This window comes from Tessaracoccus rhinocerotis, from assembly GCF_007197885.1.
GTDB lineage: Bacteria > Actinomycetota > Actinomycetes > Propionibacteriales > Propionibacteriaceae > Arachnia > Arachnia rhinocerotis.
Genome location: NZ_VKKG01000001.1, coordinates 285,984 through 305,146 on the forward strand (window position 1 = coordinate 285,984; position 19,163 = coordinate 305,146).

The window sequence follows — 19,163 nt, forward strand, 5'->3', positions numbered from 1 at the left end:
GCATGGGCGCCGTCAGAAACATCCTGCGTTGGCTGGTCCCCCTGGGCCTGGCCTACGGCATAGTCCTGGCGCTGATCCAGGTGGGTGTGATCAACAACTACCTGTTCGCGACGATGATGACGATCTGCATCAACATCATCCTGGCCACGAGCCTGAACCTGGTGGTCGGCTTCACCGGCCAACTGGCGCTGGGCCACGCGGGCTTCATGGCCATCGGCGCCTACACCTGTGCCATCATCACCATGCGCGTCGACGGCATCGTCGGCTTCGTCCTGGGTGTGCTGGCGGGCGCGGTCCTGGCAGCCGTCGTCGGCTTCCTGATCGGCCTGCCGGTGCTGCGGCTGCGGGGCGACTACCTCGCCATCGCAACCCTCGGCATGGCCGAGATCATCCGCGTCTTCATCAACAACATGGGCATCACCAACGGCGCCGCCGGACTGTCCGGCATCCCCCGGCACGTGGACTGGAACTGGATGTTCTTCTTCCTCGCCCTGACGCTGGTGTTCTTGTGGCACTACATCCGCAGCGCCCACGGCCGCCGCGCCATCGCGGTGCGCGAGGACGAGATCGCCGCCGAGGCGATCGGCATCGACACCACCCGCGTGAAGGTGCAGACCTTCACGATCGCCGCGTTCTTCGCCGGCATAGGTGGCGGACTCTACGCTTCCTACTTCTACGTCCTGCAGCCCAGCCAGTTCGGGTTCCTGAAGTCGATCGACATCCTGGTGATCGTCGTCCTCGGCGGACTCGGCTCCATGTCCGGCTCGATCATCGCGGCCATCGTGCTCGCGGTGCTCTCGACGTTCCTGGCGCAGTTCACCGACCTCCGGATGATCATCTACTCGCTGCTGCTGGTGCTGATCATGATCTTCCGACCCGGCGGCATCATGGGCTCCCGCGAGGTCAGCCTTGGCATCCTCGGCAAGGTCTTCGGTGAGCGCAAGGACCCCGCAGCCATGGTGGCCCCGCCCATCGTGAAGCAGGACGACGAAGAGGTCCCGAGCGACGAGGAGGTCAAGTGATGAGCCTGCTCAGCGTGAACGACCTGACCCGCAACTTCGGTGGACTGACCGCCGTGTCCAGGGCCAACCTGCACGTCGACGAAGGTGAACTGGTGGGCCTCATCGGCCCCAACGGCGCCGGCAAGACGACGCTGTTCAACGTCCTCACCGGGGTCTACCCGCCATCGTCGGGAACCATCGAGCTCAACGTCGACGGCACCACGACGTCGATCGGCGGCAAGCGGCCCAACGCCATCTGCCGCGCCGGCGTGGGGCGCACGTTCCAGAACATCCGGTTGTTCAAGGACCTCACGGTGCTGGACAACGTCCGCATCGCGATGCAGCAGAACATCCCCTACTCGCTGCTCGCGGCCTTCACGCATGCCGGGACCTTCGGCGGCAAGGAACAGCAGATCCGCGACGAGTCCGAGCAACTGCTCGCCGTCATGGGTCTTGCCGACAAGGCCGACGAGCTGTCCCGCAACCTCTCCTACGGTGACCAGCGCCACCTCGAGATCGCGCGCGCACTGGCGGTCAGGCCCAAGCTGCTGTTGCTCGACGAGCCCGCCGCCGGCATGAACCCGAACGAGACCCGGGACCTGACGGACCTGATCTCCCAGCTGCGACGGGACTTCGGCCTGACGGTGGTGCTGATCGAGCACGACATGAGCCTCGTCATGCGGATCTGCGAGCGCATCTACGTGCTCGACCACGGCTCCATCATCAGTGAGGGCACGCCCGAGCACGTCCGCAACGACCCATTGGTGATCGAGGCCTACCTGGGAGAGGAGGCGCCCAATGCTTGAGGTCAAGGACCTGAACGTCCATTTCGGCGTGATCCACGCCATCAAGGGCATCTCGTTCGAGGTCAACGAGGGTGAGATCGTCTGCCTCATCGGGGCCAACGGCGCGGGCAAGACCACGACGCTGCGCTCCGTGTCCGGGCTGAAGAAGCCCACGTCCGGCACCATCACCCTCGAGGGCGCCGACATCACCTCCACCACCCCGCAGAATCGCGTCTCGCGTGGGCTGTCCCAAGTGCCGGAGGGACGCCGGGTGTTCCCGGAGATGACGGTGCAGGAGAACCTGGACCTCGGCGCCTTCCAGCACCGGCGCATCTCCCAGGAGGACCTCGACGAGGTCTTCGGCAGGTTCCCGATCCTCGCGGAACGCCGCCGCCAGCTCGCGGGCACACTGTCCGGCGGCGAGCAGCAGATGCTCGCCATGGGGCGTGCCCTGATGGCTCGACCCAAGGTGCTGCTGCTCGACGAGCCCTCCATGGGGCTGGCGCCGCTGCTGGTGCAGGAGATCTTCGACATCATCGTGCGGATCAACGAGGCCGGCACCACGGTGCTGCTCGTGGAGCAGAACGCCAACATCGCCCTGCAGATCGCGACCCGGGCATACGTCATGGAAACCGGATCGATAGTCTTGGCAGGAGATGCGAAGGAGCTCGCGCAGACCGACGAGGTGAAGCGCGCATATCTGGGAGGTTGACATGTTCGTGCACCAGCGGATGACCGCCAACCCGTTCACGACGACGCCCGGGACCAGCATCCCCGACGCGGCCGAGGTGATGACCACGCGCGGCGTCCGACACCTCCCTGTGGTCGACGACGGGCGCGTGGTGGGGGTGATCTCCCTCAACGACATCCGGGCGGCCCTGCCGTCGAAGGCCACGACGCTCAGCGCACAGGAGGCCACCTACCTGGTCGCCAAGCTCAACGTGGCGAAGGTGATGTCGAAGCCTGCGATGACCATCGCTCCCAGCGCCCTCCTCGAGGAGGCCGCCGTGCTGATGCGCGACGAGAAGATTGAGATGCTGCCCGTGGTCGACGGCGGACGCCTGGTGGCTGTCATCACCGAGAGCGACCTGCTGGACGCGTTCATCGACGTGCTCGGCTTCCGCGACCACGGCACCCGGCTCACGATCGAGGCCCGGGACGAGCCCGGGGTGCTTTCCAAGCTGACTGGCATCATGGGCACGCACCACGCCAACATCCAGCACCTGGCGGTGCACCGCGGACACCTGGAGACCAGCGTCGTGGTGGTCGGTGTGAACACGCTCAACACCGACGCGATCGAGGCAGACCTCGCCGCGCAGGGGATGCGGGTGGTCGGCCGCAACATCAATCGGTAGGCCGCGGCATCAGAGGTCGACGACGACCGTCAGCAGCACCAGCGAGTCCTCCTTCGCCTCCAGTTCGTGGCGCTCCGGCGGGATGATGCCCAAGCTTCCCTCGCTGCCGCTCCAGTCGTGGTTCGTCGAAGTGAGGCGGACCGATCCCCGCAGCACCTGGATCGTCGCCTCGCCCGGGGAGTCGTGCTCCCCCATGGCCCGGCCGGCCAGCAGTGCGATAAGGGTCTGGCGCAGCCTATGGGTGTGCCCCCCGAGAATCGTCCGCGCGGCGCGGCCCGCGTTGGCGCTCCGGGCGCTGGCGAGCAGTTCCTCGCCCAGCGTCGTCAACGACTCTGATTCCATGTGGTGCCTCCTTGACTCGGCCTCCATTCAAACAGGCGCTGTGCGCCACTACCGGGAATCGCGCCGATTCGCCCGGCGCGAGGGACCGCCCACCCGCGCAGCAACCACCCGCCCAGTCGCTCACTTGTCTGGAACGGGCAGGAGGAGCGGCATGAGCCGCACCAGGAGCACCATCACGAGCAGTTCCACGAGGGTCTGGGTCACCACCACCAACGGGGCGAGCTCGTAGCCGGGCGGAAGCGCCAGCGCCAGCGGCAGGATCACCAAGGAGTTGCGGGTCACACCGGTGAACACGACGGCCCGTCTCGCGGGCGTGTCGAGCCGGGCAGCGCGTCCAACTGCGACCCCCACTGCGACCATCACGGTTGCGAAGGCGACGAACAGCGGCACCACCCGAACCAGCCATCCGAGTTCCCGGCCAACGTCGTGGACCTGCGAGGCCACGACGACCCCCAGGACCAGCACCATGAGCGGCACCATCGCCGAGGCCGATGCACCCTCGATCCGCCTTCCTGCCCGCGTGCGGGACGCCAGCTGCGTCACGACGGCAGCTACCAGCGGCAGCGCGATGAACAGCACGAAGGCCCTCGCGAACGGGGCCACCCCCACCACCGCAGAGACGCCGGGACCCGCGACGGCCCGGAGGAACAACGGCAGCAACACCAGTTGCAGGACCATGAGCAGTGGGGTCGCGGCCAGCAGCCGTTCCCTCGCCCCACCCGCCAGTCCCGTGAAGGCGATCACGTAGTCGACGCAGGGAGCCAGCAGCACGATCGCCACCCCGACAAGCAGCACCGGGTCATCCACCACCGCGCGCGAGAGCCCGAGCACCACCAGCGGCACAGCCACGAAGTTCACCAGCACCACCGTGACGAGGAACCGGGTATCGGTGAGCGCCGCCCGGAGCTCTCCGAACGGGACACCCAGGAATGTGGCGTAGAGCAGGAGCGCGATGGCCGGATCCACCAGCACCGCCAGCGGTCGTGCCAGCCCGGGGGCCGCGAGCCCCAGGGCCGCTCCGCCGGCGAGCGCCCCGAGGAACAACGGCACCTGGAATCGCTCCATCCATGAGACCGCTCGCACGGCGCCAAGTTTGGCAGACGCCGCCAGGCGATGTGCGAACCGCATGACGCGGGAGCTGCGAGGTGGAAAACTCGCACCATGGAGATCAAGCAGCAGGTGGTCGTCTTCGACGCAGCGGACATCGCGGCGGAGAGCAGCTTCTGGGCCGAGGTGCTGGGGGGTGCGGTCAAGGGCGATGACGACTGGCACAGCGTCCTGGACGGGCAGACCCGGGTGGGGGTCCAGCACGCACCGGATCACGTCCCACCCGAGTGGCCCGACGGCGAACAGCAGCAGATCCACCTAGACCTGTACGTGGAGGACATCCGTTCCTCTCACGACGAGGTCCTGGAACTGGGAGCCAGGGAGCTGAAGGCGGCCTACGCGTTCGACGCACCCGAGGGTTTCCGCGTCTACGCGGACCCGGCAGGACATCCGTTCTGCCTGTGCTGGTGAACGCGCCGAGCGTCACAGCCATCCACGGCGACATCACCCGGCAGGCCGTGGACGTCGTGGTCAACGCCGCCAACAACGCGATGCGCGGCGGGGGCGGCGTGGACGGCGCCATCCACCGGGCCGGCGGTCCGGCGGTGCTCGAGGACTGCATCAGACGCTTCCCCGACGGTCTCGCGACCGGGGACGCGGGTTGGACCACCGCAGGCGCCATGCCGGCCCGTTGGGTGGTGCACACCGTCGGGCCCAACCACCGGGCCGGGCAGAGGGACCGTGGCTTGCTGGAGTCCTGCTACCGCCGCAGCCTGGAGGTGGCCGATGAGCTGGGCGCGCGCAGCGTCGCCTTCCCGCTGATCAGCGCCGGCGTCTACGGCTGGCCGCTGGACGACGCCATCGACGCGGCGATCACGGCCATCAGCGGCTCGGGAACCTCCGTGCCGGAGGTGTTGATCGTCGCTTTCGACGGCGCCACGCACGCGCGGGTCCGCAGGGCGCTCGATCAGCGAACCACCTCGTAGACGAGCCTGGCGAACTGCCCGTGGGCCTTGGCCGAGACCAGGCGCAACCGGTCGGACTCGACGCGGCGCGGCAGGAGCGGGGCGCCGCCGGTGAGCGCGACGGGGGCCACGGAGACGGCGATCTCGTCCAGCAGCCCGGCGTCCAAGAACTGGCCGGCCAGGTCTCCCCCGCCGACCACCCAGATGTCGCCGTCGGCGGCGGCCTCCCGGATCGCGTCGATGTGGTCAGTCACTGCCCCCGAGACGATCCGCACGTCGGCCCCCTCGGGAACGGGCAGGTCACGCGCGGTGAACAGGAACGTCGGCCTCGTGCCGTGGAAGCCCTGCCACTTCTCGGGGTGGTTGAGGATGTCCTCCTGCGCGAGCATCCACTCGTAGGTGGTGGAGCCCTCCACCATCACGGTGATCCCGGTGGGGAACAGGCCCTCGTCGGGGTGTTCTCCTCCCTCGACGGCGAACAGCCAGTCGAGGGAATTGTTCTCGTCGGCGATCCAGCCGTTGATGCTGGTTGCGGTGTCGAAGATGATCTTTCCCATGCCCCGGACGCTACCCCTCGGCACTGACAACGTCCCCGAGGCGCCCGCGCCGTGCGCGTGGGAGACTCGAAACCATGCTGCACTCGTTCCACCTCGCCCGCGTCGGTGTCCCGGCGGCCGTCGGCGCGCTGTTGCGCCCACCGTCGCCCGGCGCCGTCACGGGACTGCGCCGCCTCGAGCCGATGGCGGGGATGCGGCTGGGTGCACCCGTGGTCTCGGCGGCGCGGATACAACTGCACCGGATGGCGGTCCTGGCCGAGTGGGACGACGCCGACGCGCTCGACTGTTTCCTCAAAGAGCATCCGCTGGGGCGACGGCTGGCCACCGGCTGGCACGTCCGGCTGCAGTTCCTGCGGCGGTGGGGCAGCGTCGCTGCGTTCGCCCACCTGCCGCAGGAGGCGGCCCGCAGCCGCCCCGGCGAGCCGGTCGTCGCCGTCACCCTGGCCCGGACGAGGCTGCTGGGGCTGCCCCGGTTCATCCGGTGGGGCCGACCGGTGGAGGAGCAGGTGCGCGACCATCCGGGCGCGACGCTCGCCCTTGCCGCGGTCCGGCCGCCCCGCACCGTCTCGACGTTCTCCGTCTGGGAGTCGTCGCGGGCGATGACCGGCATGGTCTGGGGCCGCGATGCGGGACCCGTCGGCGAGCGCCACGCGGGTGCGATGGTGGAGCTTGAGCGGCGCGACTTCCACCACGAATTCACGACGCTGCGGTTCCGGCCCCTTTCCGAGCACGGCTCCTGGGAGGGTCGCTCCGACTGGGTGCCCCCACTGCGGTGACGAGGTCCACGCGGGTGGGTGGATGCCGATCGCGTCGCCAGCACACCGGGGTCAGTGGGCGAGCACCTCGTCGGCGGTCCTGCTCTGCCTGCGCAGCACCTCGACGAGGACCGCGGAGATGATGCACAGCACCATCACAAGGATCAGGGCCCGACGCAGCCCGGCGGCCTCACCGAGGAGTCCCAGCACCGGCGGTCCGGCCAGGAACGCGATGTAGCCGATGGTGGCCACGAAGGAGACACGACGAGCTGCGTCGGGTCCCGGCTCGCCGGCCGAGCCTGCCGCCGACACGGCCACCGGGAAGCCGAGCGCGGCGCCCAGTCCCCAGGCGATGACCGCGAGGCCTGCCACCAGCTGGTTGTCGACGAAGATGACCAGGGCCAGGCCCACGGCCCCGGCGACGGAACTGACGAGCAGCACGTTGCGCTGTCCCAGCTTGGTGACGAGCGGCCCCCCGAAGAGTCGGCCCACAGCCATGCACCCGGCGAAGATCGCGTAGGACGCCGACCCGAGGGCGGGATCGAAGCCGTGGCCGTCCACCATCACCAGCGGCAGCCAGTCGTTTGCCGATCCCTCGGCCAGTGCCAGGGCCAGCATGATGACGCCGATCAGCAGCAGCCGGGCGTCGGTCAGCAGCGGCCCACGCGGCGCGTCGCCGGCGGTGCGCGGCCCGGACAGGCCCACCCCACGCGGGATGTGACCGATGCACAAGGGGACGATCGCGAACGTGACCAGGGCGATGCCGCCCAGGTGCCACTCGACGGGGACGCGGAAGTGCGTGAAAGCGATCCCCAAGGTGGCGCCGATCGTCGCGCCGATGGAGAAGAAGGCGTGCAGCTTGGGCAGGAAGGGCCGCCCCGCCAGCACCTCGACCTCCGCACCCTCGACGTTCATCGCGACCTCGCCGCCACCCATCGCCAGTCCGCCGAGGCAGAGCCCGAGGGCGAACAGCCAGGGCGACGCGAGCCCGGCACCGATCGCCAGGACCGGCACGCTGAGCGCCGTCATCGTCGCGGCGACGGCGATCACCTTGCGGGTGCTGAACCTCGCGACGAGCGGACCCGAGGCAAGGATTCCCACCATGGACCCGACGGACAGCCCCATCAGGACGAGCCCCATCTGCGCGTGCGAGGCGCCGAACGCGTCCCGGATGTCCGGGGTGCGGCTCACCCAGCTCGCCAGGACGATCCCCGGGACGAAGAACAGTGCCATGAGGGCCCGTCCACGGGCGCCGGCCGCCGCCCCAACCTTGCCTTTGTACACCGCGCAAGCCTACGGGGCCGGCCCGGGCGCGGCGAATCACCACCGTCGGCGCCTGCCCGGACAACCGCTTGTCACAGCCGGGACCGGGTTAGTGTGGAATCACGGCAGAGCGCCGTCGACGGGGACCAACGCCCGTCGAACGTTCGAAGGAGTCGTACATGCCCAACCCGATCGTCAATTCCGCCACCGCCAAGTGGCAGGGTGACCTGCCCACCGGAACCGGGTCCGTGAACCTGGACACCTCCGGCGCCGGCTCGTTCGAGGCCAGCTGGAAGGCCCGCTCAGAGGAGTCCGGCGGCACCACCACACCCGAGGAACTGATCGCCGCCGCCCACGCCACCTGCTTCTCGATGCAGTTCTCTCACTTCCTCGCCGAGAACGGCACCACGGCCACCCAGCTGGACACCAACGCCAAGGTCACCTTCGTGGCCGGCGAGGGCATCACGCGGATCGACCTCACCGTGACCGGACAGGTTCCGGGGATCTCCGCCGAGGCGTTCAACGAACTGGCCGAGAAGGCCAAGGACAACTGCCCCGTGTCCCTCGCGCTGGCCGCCGTGAAGGAGATCACACTGGAGGCCAAGCTCGCCTGAGTCGACACCGGCCGCGACGCCGCCGACCCCGGAGGTCCCATGGTTGGACCTCCGGGGTCGGCGGCTTCCCGCGCGTCAGAAGGTGAGTTCGTAGAACCGCCAGAGGCCGAAGCCCTCGATCGGCAGCACGGACACCCCGTCGAAACCCGCCGCCAGTGCGTAGTCGCGCAGGGTGCCTGCGCGCATCACGGTGCCCGTCGCCGCGCTCGGTGCGTGCGACATGCCGTCGGGCAGGCAGACGAACAGGCTGAAGGCGTAGAACAGGGCGTCGAGTTCGCCCGGCCGGTCGAAGCCGTCGCCCACCCGCTCATCCATGACGACGACGACGCCGTCGTCGGCCACCGCCTCCCGCATGGCGCGCAGGACGTCCACGGGTCGCGGCATGTCGTGGATGCACTCGAACGCGAACACTGCGTCGTAGCGGCCGTGGGAGACGATCGAGTCGCCGTCGGCGAGATGGAACCGCACCCGGTCGGACACCCCGGCCTCCCTGGCGTTGGACCGGGCCAGGGCCACCGACGGCTCGTCGACGTCGAACCCGTCGGCCTGCAGGCCCTCGTGCGCGCCCGCCAGGGCGATCGAGGACCAGCCTCCCCCGGCGCCGACGTCGGCGATGCGCGCCCCGGGCCTGGTCAGGGCCGCCTGGACCTGCGGGACCTGGGCGAAGACGTGGGGCAGCTGGGCCAGCCATGGCCGGTTCATCTCGGCCTGGCCCTCCCGGGCGTCGGCCCCGAACCTCGCCCAGCTGACACCGGTGCCCGCCCGGTAGGCCTCCAGCAGTGCGGGCAGTTGCGGCCCCACGGCCCCGGCCATCCGGGCGAACGGCGCGAAGTAGGCCAGGCTGTGCTCGTCGGTCAGCGCCTCCCTGGGGCCCGGTGCAAGTGCGTAGCGGCGATCCCGCGCATCGATCTCCCCGTCGGCGACGAGGATGCCGGTGAGTGCCTGCTGCTCGAGCCACTCCCGGGCGTAGCGGGACGAGGTGTTCGTCCGTGCCGCGAGCTCCTCGTGGGTGCTGGGTCCCTGGTCCGCCAGGTCGCGGTACCAGCCGAGCCGGTCGCCGAGGTGGATCGCGTTCACCTCGGCCCAGCCGAGGGCCGAGCCCATCAAGCGGTCCACGAACTCCTCCGCCGACGGTCCCGACACCTGCTGGGTGACCTCGACCGCGGGGCTGTCTGTGATGGTGCTCATGATGTTTCCCATTCTTGTCCGGCACCCCCGATGGGTGCCCCTGAAGGAAAACTAGGCGTCCCGTCCCGCCCGCCACATCGGCAGGAAAGTGTAGTTCGGCGGGCACCCGTGCATGGTCCTATGCACGCTCGCGCCACCATGCGACAGCGGCGGTCCGGCTCCCCACCCCGAGCTTCAGGTAGATGTTGGCGAGGTGGCGGCCCACCGTCTTCTCGCTGATGAACAGCTTCGCGGCCACCTCCCTGTTGCTGGCCCCGACCGCGACGCACTCGAGCACCTCGACCTCCCTTGCCGTCAGCGGCCCGGCAGCTGCACCGCCCGGGGCCGGTTCGTCGCAGGCAGAGAGGACCTCGAGGATGCGGCGCGACTCCGCCCGGCACTCCTGCGCGACGGCGTGGTTGCCGACGCCGTCGTAGGCGGCAGCCAGGTCGACGAGCACCGTGGCGGTGCCGTGGGGCTGGCGCTCGGCACGGAACGCCGCTGCGGCCTGCTCCAGCAGCCCGACCGCTGCCGAGTGCTGCCCCGCGGCGAGCGCCACGATCCCGTCGGCGTGGAGCGACCAGGACCGCAGTCCGCTGGTGCCGTAGCGCGCGGCGGCCCCGCGGAGTTCCTCGGCCATGGCGGCGGCGGTCTCGGTGCGCCCGACGGCGACCGCGACCTCTACCGCGGCCCGCAGCAGCGCGGCCCTGCGGGCGCCACCACTCGTGCCCAGCGACGTGCTGAGCGCCTGCCAGGCGACCTCAGGCCGGCCACCGGCCAGGTCCAGCAGCGCCAGTCCGGGCTGGGGGTCGATCCCGGCAGCGCGGGCCGACTCGTAGGCCTCCCGGGCGCCCGCCTCGTCGCCCCGGAGCCGGCGGATCTCCCCCAGCTGCCGGAACCCCTCCCCTGCAACCCAGGAGTTCCCCGCCACCAGTGACCGGCTCTCGTCGAGCAGGCGCGTCTCGAGTCCCTCCCACTCCCCGTGGACGGCGAGTAGTTCCATTCTGTGGATGCGACAGATGCCGCCGTAGATGGTCTCCCCGGCGAACTGTTCGCACCAGCGCTCGATGGCCCTGGTCCAGTCGGCCATCCGTCGGTAGTCGGAGATCTGGTGGCAGGCGTGGATCACGGTGCAGTAGATGTCGCCCGCCCACTCGAAGGGGACGCGACCTGCGATCACGGGCAGCATCGCCTCGTCGAGGCGTGCGAACCCGGCATCGACGTCGGCGGCGCGCAGGTCGAGCAGGCCGCGGATGACGAGTTCGAACGACTCGAGCGCGGGGTCCGCGAACCGCTCGGCGGAGCGGCTGAGCCGCTCCAGGCTGTCGGCCACCTCCCCACCGAGTTCCATCGCCACCATGGCCTCCACGTAGGCGAGGTAGCCGTGGACCACTGAGTCCTCATGGTCCGCGAGCAGCCGACGGGCCCGGCTGAGCCAGGCGGCCCCGACCGACGGCTCACCGCGCGTCACCCACAGCAGCGTCAGCAGGATCGCCGTCGACGCGGCGTCGGCGGGGCGGCCCTCCGCGCGGTAGCGGTGGAACAGCTCCTCGGAGGCGGCGAGGCTCTCGGGCACACGGGAGCGCATCCACTCCGCCCGGGCCAGGAGCGCGAGGTCATCCACCTCGAGGGCCGACCGCAGCGGTCCCAGCGCCTCGAGGACAGTGTTCCAGTCCGCGGCCGCGAAGGCTGCGCGGCCACGCTCCACAGCACCCCCTGCTGCTGGCATGTGACCAGCCTAACCCGGTGCGTCCGGGTCTCCCCGGGTCAGTCAGGAAGCTGCAGCGACGAGCCCTCGGCGAGTCCGTGGCCCTCGGGGCGCGCGTACGCACCCGTCCCGCCGGCCTGCCAGGGGTGCGGTCCCTCGAGAGGTCGGTAGTTCACGCCGGCGGCGTCGAGGCGCCGCAGGTGCGCGCGGAGCCGGGGTTCCAGTTCCTGCGGGTCGATCGGGCCGCTCCAGCCCACCTCCGCGAGCACCGCCGCGCGTGGGAAGGCCATGTACTCGACGTGGGCCGGGGTCCGGATGAACTCGGTCCACAGTTGTCCCTGGACGCCCAGCAGGTTGGGGACGTCCTCGGACGCGACACCGGCGGCCGGGTCGAACGCGGCGACGGCCTCCCACGTGCAGATCGCGGGCTGCGCGAACGGCTCGTCCGGGGACTCCGACTGGTAGTAGTCGAAGTAGTAGGGAACGTTGGCGCTCATGATCACCTGGTGCCCCGTGGCGAGGGCGCGGCGGCCGGGTTCACCACCGCGCCACGACATCACCACGGCACCCGGCGACGGGCCCCGGTCGATGATCTCGTCCCAGCCGATGACGGTGCGGCCGCGCCGGGTGAGCCAGTTCCGCAGGTGCGCGGTGAACCAGGGCTGCAGGTCCTCGACGCCGGCCAGGCCGCGGTCGGTCGCGAGGCGCGCCGCGGCGTCGCTCCCCTCCCACTGGCTGGTGGGGCACTCGTCGCCGCCGATGTGGATCCATGGCGAGTGGAACACCTCGAGGACCTCACCCAGGACGTCCTCCACCATCGCGACGGTCTCGTCGGTGAGGTGGAGCACCTCGGGGAAGATCGTGAAGGTCACCGGGACGTCCGCGGGCGCCCCCTCCCCGAACTGCGGGTAGGCCGCGAGCAGCGCACGGACGTGGCCCGGGAAGTCGATCTCGGGAACGATCGTGACGCCGCGGCGCTTCGCGTACGCGTCCAGCGCCCGGAGCTGGTCCTGGGTGTAGAAGCCGCCGACCGGGGTGGCGTCGTCGGTGTCCCAGTGGTGGAACTGCGTGCCGCGTCGCACCGCGCCGACCTCGGTGAGCCCCGGGTACTTCCTGACCTCGAGGCGCCAGCCCTGGTCGTCGTTGAGGTGGAGGTGGAAGCGGTTGAACTTGTGGGCCGCCAGCAGGTCCACGAACCGGTACAGGAAGGGCAGCGGCATGAAGTGCCGGCAGACGTCGAGGTGCATGCCGCGCCAGCCGAAGCGCGGCTCGTCTGCGATCGAGACGAACGGCAGCGTGAGGTCCACACCCGGCAGTGGCGCGGGCCCGAACACGTGCTCGGGAAGCAGCTGGCGCAGGGTGGCGACGGCGTGGACGAGGCCGTCCAGGTCCGCGGCCTCCACCGTCACCCCCTCGGCGCGGGTTTCCAGTCGGTATCCCGACGGTTGGCCCTCCCCCTGCGTGACGGTCATGAAGGCGTCCCCCGCGACGTCGACCACCCGGATGCCGGTGCCCGGCGCGAGCAACTCGGCCACGATGCCGGCCCACTCCCCGGGCGCGCTCACCGTGAAGGGGACGGGGACGGGTAGGACCCCCTCCGCGGTGACCACCAGCGAGCGGGGCTGGGGAACCAGCTGCGGGCCGGTGGCCCTCACCTGGCGATCCTGGTGTTCTCGGCCCACTCCACCATCCAGTCCGGCAGTTCCAGGTGCTCGGGGAAGCCGCCCACCAGACCCTCCAGTTCGTCGTGCTCGACGGACCCGCCCCTTCGCTTCAGGAACCGGGCGCGAACGGCGGCCCGGGCGTGGACGACCTCGCCCACAAGGAAGGTCTGCTCCAGGAAGATCCAGCGGTCGTCGAACCCGACCACACGGGTCCGCAGGTCGAAGCGCTGGCCGAGCTTGAGCGAGCGGCGGTAGGTGATGGTCTGGCCCGCGACCACCGGGTACCAGCCCCGCTCGTTGAGGCCTTCCCACATGCCCGACCGCTGCATCAGGTCGACCCGGCCGAGGTCCATGATCGTCAGGTACTTCCCGTTGTTCATGTGCAGCAGGACGTCCAGGTCGCTCGGGGCGACCCGGAAGGGGGTGGTCACTGTGTCCCACACGCCCGTGCGGGGTGCGCGTCGGTTGCGCAGCCACAGCATGAGCATCCGGAAGTAGAGGTTCATCATCCTCCTCGGCGTCGATGACCCGGACCCGGGCAACGGGACCAGCCTAGGACCAACCCTTGCGCAAGCCCAAGACCTCTCCAGCCACACGTACCACTGCTGGAAGGGCCCGCGCGGCGGCGACATGAGCGGGATCAGGTTAGTGTGGCAGGCACCGACAGCGAGGAGCGGACACGGACATGGCGGCGAGGACACCGGCGACGGGGAGGGACCCGCACCCGGTGACTGGTGAGCTCTTCGAATCCCCTGTGCCGCCGGGCACCGGTTGGCCCGGGGATCCCGCGACGCCGGCTACGCCCGTGGCAGGATCCGCCCCCGACGTCGTGCGCCTGGCCGCGGCCGCCTCCAGTGCCACCGGCCTCGACGCCCTCGTCTCGGTGTGCCGCGCCTGTCCCCGGCTGGTGGAGTGGCGCGAGCGCGTCGCCACCACCGGGCGTCGCGCATCCTTCGCCGACCAGCCCTACTGGGGCCGCCCCGCCCCCTCGTTCGGGGACCCGGACGCGCCGGTCCTCGTGGTTGGACTCGCCCCCGCGGCCAACGGCGCCAACCGGACCGGCCGGATGTTCACCGGGGACCGATCCGGCGACTGGCTCTACGCGGCGCTCTTCCGTGCCGGGTTCGCGAACCAGCCGACGGCGGTCGCCGCCGGCGACGGCCTGGAGCTCCGCGGCATCCGGATCGTCGCCGCCGTGCGGTGCGCCCCACCGGAGAACAAGCCCAGCACCGCTGAGAAGGCCACCTGCTCGCCCTGGCTGGACCGGGAGCTGGCGATGTCCGAGCCCGGCCTGCGCTCCATGCTGGCCCTGGGGTCGATCGGTTGGGACGCCGCCATCGCAGCCGCCCGTCGCCTGGGCTGGTCGGTGCCGCGGCCCAAGCCGCGGTTCGGCCACGGCGCCGCCGCCGAACTCACGACCCCGTCGGGCCGCGTGGTCGTGCTGCACGGCAGCTACCACGTCAGCCAGCAGAACACGTTCACCGGCAAGCTGACCGAGGAGATGCTCGACGAGGTGCTGGCGCGGCTCTGAAGCTGCCGGCACCGACGGCTCCCGGCATGGCGCCCCTCACAGTCCCAGGCGCTCGGCCCCCGTGTAGACGTTGAACCTCGGCGCACGCACGAAGCCGAGCAGCGTCATCCCGGCCGCGGCGGCCATCTCCACCGCCAGCGACGACGGCGCCGAGACCGCCACCAGTGCAGGGACCCCCGCCATCAGGGTCTTCTGGGTGAGCTCGAAGCTGGCCCTCCCCGAGACCACCAGGACGTGTCCGCGTGCGGGGAGCAGGCCCTGCAGGAGCGCCCAGCCGAGCACCTTGTCGACCGCGTTGTGCCGGCCGACGTCCTCCGCGGAACGCAGCAGTTGCCCGTCGTGGGTGAACAGTCCGGCGGCGTGCAGTCCCCCGGTGCGGTCGAATGCCCGCTGGTGCTCGCGCAGCGCCTCGGGCATGCCGACCATGACCGCCGGGTCCAGCCTCACCGCGTCGTCGGCGACGGGCCAACGGGTCTGCTGCTCGATGGCCTCGATGCTCGCCTTCCCGCAGACCCCGCACGAGGAGGTGGTGTAGAAGTTTCTGGTGGGGTCCACCAACGGTGCCGGCACGCCGGGTGCGAGCGCGACGTCGAGCACGTTGTAGGTGTTCTGCGGCACGCCGGTCTCGTCGGCCACCACGGACCCGGCACAGTAGCGGGCGGTCACGACGTCGTCCGGGGAGCCGATCACGCCCTCGCTGAGCAGGAACCCGTGCGCCAGGTGGACGTCGTCGCCCGGCGTTCGCATGGTCACGGCCAGTGGCGCGCCGTTGAGCCTCACCTCGAGGGGTTCCTCGGCGATCAGCACGTCCGGGCGTCGCGTCGCCTCCACGCTCTCGCCGACCACCACCCGCGTCACAGGGCGCGGGACCGTCAGGCGTCCCACTCAGGCCTCCTCGCGCTCGAGGCGGACGATGACGGACTTCGAGGTGGGTGTGCCCGAGGTGTCGGCCACCGAGTCGAGGGGCACCAGGACGTTGGTCTCCGGGAAGTAGGCGGCCGCGCAACCCCGGGCCGTGTCGTAGGACACGACGCGGAAGCCAGGTGCTCGCCGCTCCCCGGACTCGTGCACGGAGACCAGCGTGACGTGCTCGCCGTCGGAGATGCCCAGCTGGGCCAGGTCGGCGGGGTTGACGAACACGACGCGCCGTCCGCCCTTGATGCCGCGGTAGCGGTCGTCGAGGCCGTAGACGGTGGTGTTGTACTGGTCGTGGCTGCGGACCGTCTGCAGGATCAGGTGGCCCGGCGGCGGGCGCAGCACCGTGAGGGGGTTCACCGTGAAGTGGGCCCGGCCCGAGGCGGTGGTGAAGCGACGTTCGCGGGGCCCGTTGGGCAGCGCGAAGCCGCCCGGGTCCTGGATCCTGCGGTTGTAGTCCTCGAAACCGGGGATGACCTGCTCGATCCTGTCCCTGATGACGCTGTAGTCGTCCCGGAACTGGTCCCAGTACGGGTCGCCCAGGACACGCCTGCCGAGCTCGGTGACGATCGCCACTTCGGACAGCACGCCGTCGAAGCTGCCGCGCCCGCGGGAGGCGTGCACCATGCCCATGGAGTCCTCGACGGTGACGGCCTGGGGTCCAGTCGCCTGCAGGTCGGCGTCGGTACGGCCGAGCGTCGGCAGGATGAGCGCCTCCTCGCCGGTGAAGGCGTGTGACCCGTTGAGCTTGGTGGAGACCTGGACGGTGAGGTCGACGTTGGCGAGGGCCTCCTCTGTGACGACCGAGTCGGGCGTGGCGCGCACGAAGTTGCCGCCCATCCCCATGAAGAACTTGACGCGGCCGTCGCGCATGGCGCGGATGGCCTCGACGACGTCGTAGCCGTGTTCCTGCGGCGCCTCGAACCCGAACGCCTCCGAGAGGCTGTCGAGGAATTCCCGGGGCGGCTTCTCGTAGATGCCGACGGTGCGGTCACCCTGGACGTTCGAGTGGCCGCGCACCGGGCAGGCCCCGGCGCCGGGGCGGCCCATGTTGCCGCGCAACAGGAGGAAGTTGATGATCTCCTTGATGGTGGGAACCGAGTTCTTGTGCTGGGTCAGCCCCATGGCCCAGCACACGATCGCGGAGTTCGACTCGCACACCATGTCCGCCACCCGCTCGATCTGGCTCCAAGGCATCCCGGTGGCGAACTCGGTCTCGGCCCGGTCCACGGCCAGGGCGGCGACGTAGTCGTCGAAGCCGGCGCAGTACCGCTCGATGAAGTCGTGGTCGACGGCATCACGGTCGATGAGGATCCGGTTGAGCGCCCGGAACAGGGCGAGGTCCCCGTTGACGCGGATCTGGCAGTATTCGTCGGCCAGTGGCACCCCTCCGGTCACGGCACCCAGGTTCTGTGGGTTCTTGAAGTTGATCAGCCCGGCCTCGGGCAGCGGGTTGATGGCGATGATCCGGCCGCCGTTGGCCTTCTGCTTCTCCAGTGCGATGAGCATGCGGGGATGGTTCGTGCCGGGGTTCTGGCCGTTGATCAGCAGTAGGTCGGTGGTCTCGACGTCGGTGAGGGTGACGGTGCCCTTGCCGATGCCGATGGTCTCGGTGAGGGCGCTGCCGGAGGACTCGTGGCACATGTTCGAACAGTCGGGCAGGTTGTTGGTGCCCAGGCGCCGCACGAGGAGCTGGTAGACGAAGGCCGCCTCGTTGCTGGTGCGGCCGGAGGTGTAGAAGACGGCCTCGTCGGGTGCCACCGACTTCAGCTTCTCGGCGATCAGGTCCAGGGCGAACTCCCAGGTGACCGGCTCGTAGGTGGCCGACCCGCGCCTCAGGTACATCGGCGTCGTGAGCCGCCCCTGGCGGCCCAGCCAGTGGTCGCTCCGGCCACGCAGGTCCGCGATGGGGTGCTCCGCGAAGAAGTCGGGGCCGCAGCGTCGGTGTGTGGCCTCCTCGGCGACGGCCTTGGCGCCGTTCTCGCAGAACTCGGCGACGTGGCGGTGCTCGGGGTCGGGGTCGGGCCAGGCACAGCCGGGGCAGTCGAACCCGTCGGTCTGGTTCACCTTCAACAGGGGCAACAGGGCCCTGTCGCGCGCCGCGAAACCCAACGCGTGCAGCACTCCCGGGATGCCTGCGGCGCTCGTCTTCGCCGGGCCAACCCTCAGCTTGTCCTCCATGGCGGGAAGGCTACCCGCTGGAGGCCGCGATGTCTGGCCTGGCGAGTTCCACGTCGAGCACCTGGAACTCGGCAGGCCGGAGGGCGGAGAACTCGCCGACGACGTGGACCCGCCCCGCCTCGACGTCGGCCTCCGACGTGGTCTCGACGTCACAGCTGACGAAGTAGGCCTCGTTCGGTCGGCTCCCCTGGAAGGCGCCGGCGCGGAAGAGTTCGTGCAGGAACTGCGCGGCGGCATCGGCGATCCACGGCGGCGGGTCAAGCAGCAGGATGGCCCGCCGGTCCGTCGCCGACCCGGTCCACGAACGCCGCCACCCCCCGTCGGGGCCTGCCGGATCATGCCTCCATTCAACGCCTCATGGACCACCGGTTTGGCCAGAGGTCAATCGTTGCCGCTGGCCGGGGGCGGGCCCAACTGCTCCACCGCGTCGAAGAAGTCATCCGGGACCTGGGTGGCCAACAGCTGCCCGAGCTGCTCGAGGCGCTGGAGCGTGGAGACACCGACGACGGTGGTGTCCACGAGCTCGCTGCGGGTCGAGAACCGGACGGCCGCGGCGGCGAGGTCCACCCCCATCCGGTCCGCCAGGTCGCGCACCCGCTGGAGGTGGGCCGCGAACTCCGCCGGCATCTCTCGGTAGCCGTAGCTGGCCTGGCCGTTGGCGAGGGTGCCGCCGCCGAACGGCGCGGCGTTGAACACGGTCATCCCCAACTCCCGGGCGCGACGGAAGGTGGGCTCTGCCATTCGATCAACGAGGGTGAAGCGGTTGTGGCTGAGCACGGCGTCGAACAAACCGGTGTTGACGTACTGGTCGGTCTGGGCGATGGGGCCGGTGGCGATGCCGATGGCGCCGATCACTCCCTCCTCTCGCAGCCGCACCAGCGCCGGCACGCCGCCGTCGGGCGCCATTGACTCCTCGAAGGTGACGCTGAAGGGGTCGTGGAAGAAGTAGATGGGCAGGCGCTGGAGACCGAGCCGCTCCAGTGACTCCTCCAGCGAGCGTCGAACCCGGTCCCCGTCGAAGACGCCCTCGTCGGTCCGGTCTGCCTTGGAGTAGACGAGCTTGCCCTCGGGCAGGCCGCCGACGCGACGGATCGCCTCTCCGAGGAGCTGCTCGCTGCGCCCGTCCGCGTAGTTGTTGCTCGTGTCGACGTTGCCGAGCGGGGACGCCAGGAGAGCGTCGGCAAGGGCCGCGGCGTCGTCGCGTTTGCCGAGGTGGGACGCACCCAGGGTGATCGGCGTGGTGGCTACGGGTTGCATGTGTCCTTCCGGGTGGATCAGCAGGGCTTGGGCGTGGCGACGCTGCCGCCGGGTCG

At 70.3% G+C, this 19,163-nt stretch carries 20 protein-coding genes; 9 read left to right on the plus strand and 11 right to left on the minus strand.

The window, feature by feature from the left end; all coding sequences use genetic code 11:
* Positions 1-2: 2 nt before the first annotated feature.
* From FOJ82_RS01375 to FOJ82_RS01390, 4 genes are read left to right on the plus strand one after another with little or no spacing between them, the layout of a single operon-like run.
* Positions 3-1,022, plus strand: coding sequence for a branched-chain amino acid ABC transporter permease (locus tag FOJ82_RS01375; protein ID WP_143936665.1), 1,020 nt, complete (start codon positions 3-5; stop codon positions 1,020-1,022).
* Entirely contained in the window at positions 1,022-1,807 is a 786-nt protein-coding gene (locus FOJ82_RS01380; protein ID WP_143936666.1) for an ABC transporter ATP-binding protein, read from the plus strand. Before FOJ82_RS01375 ends, FOJ82_RS01380 begins: the two co-directional genes overlap by 1 nt.
* On the plus strand, positions 1,800-2,498 hold the full coding sequence (locus FOJ82_RS01385) for an ABC transporter ATP-binding protein (protein WP_143936667.1): 699 nt from the start codon (positions 1,800-1,802) through the stop codon (positions 2,496-2,498). The genes FOJ82_RS01380 and FOJ82_RS01385 overlap by 8 nt, the downstream gene beginning before the upstream one ends.
* A gap of 1 nt (position 2,499) precedes the next feature.
* Positions 2,500-3,141 (plus strand): CBS and ACT domain-containing protein, encoded by a 642-nt coding sequence (locus FOJ82_RS01390; protein WP_143936668.1) that lies wholly within the window; start codon positions 2,500-2,502, stop codon positions 3,139-3,141.
* 9 nt (positions 3,142-3,150) lie between these two features.
* Here the strand turns inward: FOJ82_RS01390 and FOJ82_RS01395 are convergent, their stop codons facing one another.
* Together FOJ82_RS01395 and FOJ82_RS01400 are read right to left on the minus strand one after the other, a co-directional pair.
* Positions 3,151-3,483, minus strand: coding sequence for a cupin domain-containing protein (locus FOJ82_RS01395; protein ID WP_143936669.1), 333 nt, complete (start codon positions 3,481-3,483; stop codon positions 3,151-3,153).
* Positions 3,484-3,603: 120 nt separating this feature from the next.
* Entirely contained in the window at positions 3,604-4,548 is a 945-nt protein-coding gene (locus FOJ82_RS01400; RefSeq protein WP_246099682.1) for a bile acid:sodium symporter, read from the minus strand.
* Between the two features lie 96 nt (positions 4,549-4,644).
* Here FOJ82_RS01400 and FOJ82_RS01405 point away from each other — a divergent pair, with 96 nt between their 5' ends.
* Both FOJ82_RS01405 and FOJ82_RS01410 read left to right on the plus strand, forming a co-directional pair.
* Positions 4,645-5,001 (plus strand): VOC family protein, encoded by a 357-nt coding sequence (locus tag FOJ82_RS01405; protein WP_143936671.1) that lies wholly within the window; start codon positions 4,645-4,647, stop codon positions 4,999-5,001.
* Positions 4,998-5,516, plus strand: a complete 519-nt coding sequence (locus tag FOJ82_RS01410) for an O-acetyl-ADP-ribose deacetylase (RefSeq protein ID WP_221932985.1) — start codon at positions 4,998-5,000, stop codon at positions 5,514-5,516. Before FOJ82_RS01405 ends, FOJ82_RS01410 begins: the two co-directional genes overlap by 4 nt.
* Here the strand turns inward: FOJ82_RS01410 and FOJ82_RS01415 are convergent.
* Positions 5,498-6,052: a dihydrofolate reductase family protein gene (locus FOJ82_RS01415; RefSeq protein ID WP_143936672.1), complete on the minus strand. Its 555-nt coding sequence runs from the start codon at positions 6,050-6,052 to the stop codon at positions 5,498-5,500. The two genes, FOJ82_RS01410 and FOJ82_RS01415, sit on opposite strands and share 19 nt — an antisense overlap.
* Before the next feature lie 74 nt (positions 6,053-6,126).
* On the opposite strand from FOJ82_RS01415, the gene FOJ82_RS01420 reads away from it, so the two are divergent.
* Positions 6,127-6,828 carry a hypothetical protein gene (locus tag FOJ82_RS01420; protein ID WP_143936673.1) on the plus strand — a complete coding sequence of 234 codons (702 nt, stop codon included), beginning with the start codon at positions 6,127-6,129 and terminating at the stop codon, positions 6,826-6,828.
* Between the two features lie 51 nt (positions 6,829-6,879).
* On the opposite strand, the gene FOJ82_RS01425 is transcribed toward FOJ82_RS01420, so the two are convergent.
* Positions 6,880-8,091: an MFS transporter gene (locus FOJ82_RS01425; RefSeq protein WP_221932986.1), complete on the minus strand. Its 1,212-nt coding sequence runs from the start codon at positions 8,089-8,091 to the stop codon at positions 6,880-6,882.
* 158 nt (positions 8,092-8,249) lie between these two features.
* On the opposite strand from FOJ82_RS01425, the gene FOJ82_RS01430 reads away from it, so the two are divergent.
* Positions 8,250-8,684, plus strand: coding sequence for an OsmC family peroxiredoxin (locus tag FOJ82_RS01430; RefSeq protein WP_143936674.1), 435 nt, complete (start codon positions 8,250-8,252; stop codon positions 8,682-8,684).
* A gap of 75 nt (positions 8,685-8,759) precedes the next feature.
* Here the strand turns inward: FOJ82_RS01430 and FOJ82_RS01435 are convergent, their stop codons facing one another.
* The 4 genes from FOJ82_RS01435 to FOJ82_RS01450 all read right to left on the minus strand — a co-directional run bounded on the left by FOJ82_RS01435 (position 8,760) and on the right by FOJ82_RS01450 (position 13,729).
* Positions 8,760-9,872, minus strand: a complete 1,113-nt coding sequence (locus FOJ82_RS01435; RefSeq protein WP_143936675.1) for an SAM-dependent methyltransferase — start codon at positions 9,870-9,872, stop codon at positions 8,760-8,762.
* 118 nt (positions 9,873-9,990) lie between these two features.
* Positions 9,991-11,580, minus strand: a complete 1,590-nt coding sequence (locus FOJ82_RS16605) for a helix-turn-helix domain-containing protein (protein WP_143936676.1) — start codon at positions 11,578-11,580, stop codon at positions 9,991-9,993.
* Between the two features lie 38 nt (positions 11,581-11,618).
* The gene (locus tag FOJ82_RS01445; RefSeq protein WP_185975572.1) at positions 11,619-13,214 is read right to left on the minus strand and encodes a beta-N-acetylhexosaminidase; all 1,596 of its coding nucleotides are present in this window, start codon (positions 13,212-13,214) and stop codon (positions 11,619-11,621) included.
* Positions 13,211-13,729 carry an acyl-CoA thioesterase gene (locus FOJ82_RS01450; protein ID WP_143936678.1) on the minus strand — a complete coding sequence of 173 codons (519 nt, stop codon included), beginning with the start codon at positions 13,727-13,729 and terminating at the stop codon, positions 13,211-13,213. Before FOJ82_RS01450 ends, FOJ82_RS01445 begins: the two co-directional genes overlap by 4 nt.
* Positions 13,730-13,908: 179 nt before the next feature.
* Between FOJ82_RS01450 and FOJ82_RS01455 the strand changes: the two genes are divergently transcribed.
* A complete protein-coding gene (locus FOJ82_RS01455) occupies positions 13,909-14,754 on the plus strand; it encodes a uracil-DNA glycosylase (RefSeq protein WP_143936679.1) in 846 nt (281 codons plus the stop codon).
* Positions 14,755-14,790: 36 nt separating this feature from the next.
* Here FOJ82_RS01455 and fdhD read toward each other — a convergent pair whose 3' ends face one another.
* The 3 genes from fdhD to FOJ82_RS01470 all read right to left on the minus strand — a co-directional run bounded on the left by fdhD (position 14,791) and on the right by FOJ82_RS01470 (position 19,107).
* A complete protein-coding gene (gene fdhD / locus FOJ82_RS01460) occupies positions 14,791-15,639 on the minus strand; it encodes a formate dehydrogenase accessory sulfurtransferase FdhD (protein WP_143936680.1) in 849 nt (282 codons plus the stop codon).
* Complete coding sequence (locus tag FOJ82_RS01465) at positions 15,640-17,850, minus strand: FdhF/YdeP family oxidoreductase (RefSeq protein ID WP_143936681.1); 2,211 nt, start codon at positions 17,848-17,850, stop codon at positions 15,640-15,642.
* Positions 17,851-18,231: 381 nt separating this feature from the next.
* Positions 18,232-19,107, minus strand: coding sequence for an aldo/keto reductase (locus FOJ82_RS01470; protein WP_143936682.1), 876 nt, complete (start codon positions 19,105-19,107; stop codon positions 18,232-18,234).
* Between the last annotated feature and the right edge of the window lie 56 nt (positions 19,108-19,163).